Here is a 3,115-nt window from a genome sequence, read left to right on the forward strand (position 1 = left end):
ATCCATTATCACTCCTGATATTCAGTATTAAGCAGTTTGCTGGCTAAATTATATCTGATTTCAATTTATTATTTCATTAATTTATGTATTTAAATGTTAAACAAAGCTTTTAGTATTACTTTTCGTTCTACCTTACCAGATAAAAAAATGATTTAAAAACACTCTTTATGACCATTTTATAAACAAAAATGAAAAAAAATAAACTTTTTTCATTTTTTTTGCTCTTAACCCTTCACAACATTTATTATTTTATGTATTATCCGCGCCACACCAAACAAGGTGTGTTGTGGCGGTTGTAGCTCAGTTGGTAGAGCCCCGGATTGTGATTCCGGTTGTCGCGGGTTCAAGCCCCGTCAATCGCCCCATTTTTTCCCTTCTTAGTAATTCAAATATCTTAGAACACCTCTACAAATTTTAAAATTCCCTATACCTAATTTATATCTTATCTGTTTTTCTAAGCCATTAGCGCTGAATGCTTTAACATAGATTTCAAACCTTATAACACCTACCACCGTAGGAGAGCGCTTTAGCGCCGATTAGCTTTAACATAGAGTCAGATCCACAACACCATCACGGCTAAAGCCGGCTCCTACAAGGCAATATACACCGACCACCGTAGGAGAGCGCTTTAGCACCGATTAGCTTTAATATAGAGCTAGATCCATAACAGCATCACGGCTAAAGCCTGTTCCTACAGATAACGTACATCTACTACCGCAGGGGAGCGCTTTAGCGCCGATTAGCTTACCCTCGCTAGCTTTACTCTCGTCAGCTCGCAAGCTGCTTTCTTGCAGACAAAAAAATGCCACCTTTCGGTGGCATTACACACGGGATTATTTCTACATTATAGAAATTCTTTTCAAAAATTAGGTTCTAGGTTCTAGGTTCTAGGTTCTAGGTTCTAGGTTCTAGGTTCTAGGTTCTTCAATACTTAAAACGCTGAGCTTCAGTGTCAAGTTTATTCCTAATACCTTTATTTTCCTAGTTCCTAGAAAGTCATTTATTTCCAGCTCTTCATCTTATGCCCTTTAACAGCATAGAAAAGAATGAATAAATAACAAGGTAACATGACGATATAAGCACCTTGTTGCGCTTCAGCTGAATCAACGCCGCCACTTGCTAGGCCCCAGAATAATGGTCCAAATGCACCACCGGCAATACCCATGACTAATAAGCCCGAGCCAACACTGGTTAACTTACCTAAACCAGATAACGCCAACGGCCATACAGCAGGCCATACAATCGCATTGGCAAATCCTAGCACAGCTATCATCAATAGTGTATCAGGTAATTGCACTTCTAAACCCAATGCTGTTGCGACAAACACTGAACTTGTATCACTAAACACCACGGCAAGTGTTAATACGCAACCTAATATTGCTGATGCACTTAATGCAGTTTGCTGTGAAATAATGCGTGGGATAAGTAAAATACCTAAAATATAACCCAGTACCATACAGCCCATTGTATACGATGTCATGACACTGTATTTTTCAACGCCAAGTGATAACGCAAATGTGCCAATTGTATCACCAGCAATAACCTCTACCGCTACATATACAAACAATGCAGCTACACCTAGCGCTAAGCTTGGGTGTGCAAGTGCAGCTTTAACTTGCCCTTTAGCGCCTTGCTCTTCGTCATCAATTAACTCTGGAAGTGGCATCTTAGTTACTGCAAAACCAAGTGCACCAATAAATAAAGCCATGCCTAAATAAGGATAGATAAGACTGTTTGCCATTGAGTCAATTTCTGTTTGCGATAACTCTTTACCAACAAGACCGGTAAACTCACTTAAAATTAAAGCGGTGAATACGATGGGTGCAATAACACCAGCGCCTTTATTCAATATGCCCATGATACTAACGCGTGCTGCAGCTGACTCTTCAGGCCCAATGCGCACAACATACGGATTAACAGCAGTTTGTAGCAATGTTTGCCCTGCGCCCATTACTAACTGTGCAAATAAAAACAGTGCAAATACTTGGGTTTTAGCAGCAGGAATAAACAGTAAGCCTGCAACCATCATAGTTGCCATACCAATAGCCATACCATTTTTGTAACCGACTTTACGGATGATCATCGCCGATGGTACAGCTGTAAACGTTACTGCAATGTAAAACGAGAATAAGATCAGCGATGCTTGAAATGGGGTCAACTGCAATACTTGCTTTAAGTAAGGCATGAGTGAGCCATTCAACCAGGTTGCAAAACCTAAAATGAAGAATAACGTGGCGACTATGGCCATGGGTATAAAATTACTTTGTTTATTTGTTTTTGACACAGTGGCTTCCATAAAACTTCTTCTTGTTGCGAGCTATCGTTATAATTATTTATTTCAGTTAAGTTCTTCAGACTTAAAGCGACGATTAGCGTTGCTGCATTATGTTACACCTTGGCGAGAAATCAATAACAATCTCGCAACAAAAATGACAGCGCTGCCATAAAACTTTACGTTAATTGTCGCCATATTACTAGTAACTATTTATTTTACAACGGTACAAAAAAGGACCTATACGGCCCTTTCAAAACAAACTTTATTACTAATATATTAATTTATATAAGTAATTCTGCTTTTCAGCTGGCTATTTAAACTGCTGCGTAATGCCACAGACTGCTGTTTAGAAACACTGATCGGAGCTGTGTATTGCTGCCAAGTCGCACCATTATCTAAACTATACTCAGTATTTAAATAAGCAAACGGTGTATTTACTTCAAGCTTACCATTGTTGATAACCCCTCCAGGCACAGGTAAATGCAAGTTCACCCCTGCGTTTGCCAGTTTAGTTAGCTCTTTTAAGCCAACTGCTGCTGAGAATTGCGCCCAATCTTTTGTACGGCTATTACTATCAACTTGCTCGCCTTCCCATGACGCTTTGTACCATGCTCGCTCTGCAACCGATAAAATACGCGGGAAGATCATTGCTAAAACTTGCTCTTCTGTACGGATCGTTTCTGACCAAACCTGTCCTTGCATACCGAGAATGTTTTCAGGTTTTTCAAGCTTCGGTAATGGGCGGCCAACTAAGGCTTCAAGATTATCGATAGGCTCGCGAGTACGGGTGTAATCAGCGTTTGCATATACATCATCTGGCATATAATTAAATGCTTTTTG

General features: G+C 39.8%; 2 protein-coding genes and 1 tRNA gene. 1 reads left to right on the forward strand and 2 read right to left on the reverse strand.

The genetic code is table 11. From position 1 onward, the window contains the following. The first annotated feature begins 289 nt into the window (after window positions 1–289). Window positions 290–365, forward strand: a tRNA-His gene (locus V7783_RS20960). Between the two features lie 635 nt (window positions 366–1,000). On the opposite strand, the gene nagP is transcribed toward V7783_RS20960, so the two are convergent. Together nagP and V7783_RS20970 are read right to left on the reverse strand one after the other, a co-directional pair. Continuing rightward, entirely contained in the window at window positions 1,001–2,296 is a 1,296-nt protein-coding gene (nagP, locus tag V7783_RS20965) for an N-acetylglucosamine MFS transporter NagP (protein ID WP_335680378.1), read from the reverse strand. Window positions 2,297–2,551: 255 nt separating this feature from the next. Beyond that, a partial coding sequence (locus V7783_RS20970) for a chitobiase/beta-hexosaminidase C-terminal domain-containing protein (RefSeq protein ID WP_335680379.1) occupies window positions 2,552–3,115 on the reverse strand: 564 nt, incomplete at its 5' end.

This window comes from Pseudoalteromonas sp. (genome assembly GCF_036960685.1).
GTDB lineage: Bacteria > Pseudomonadota > Gammaproteobacteria > Enterobacterales > Alteromonadaceae > Pseudoalteromonas.

Coding starts and splice junctions, on each gene's coding strand:
- nagP (WP_335680378.1), bottom strand. CDS start 2,296: ATGGAAGCCACTGTGTCAAAAACAAATAAACAAAGTAATTTTATACCC.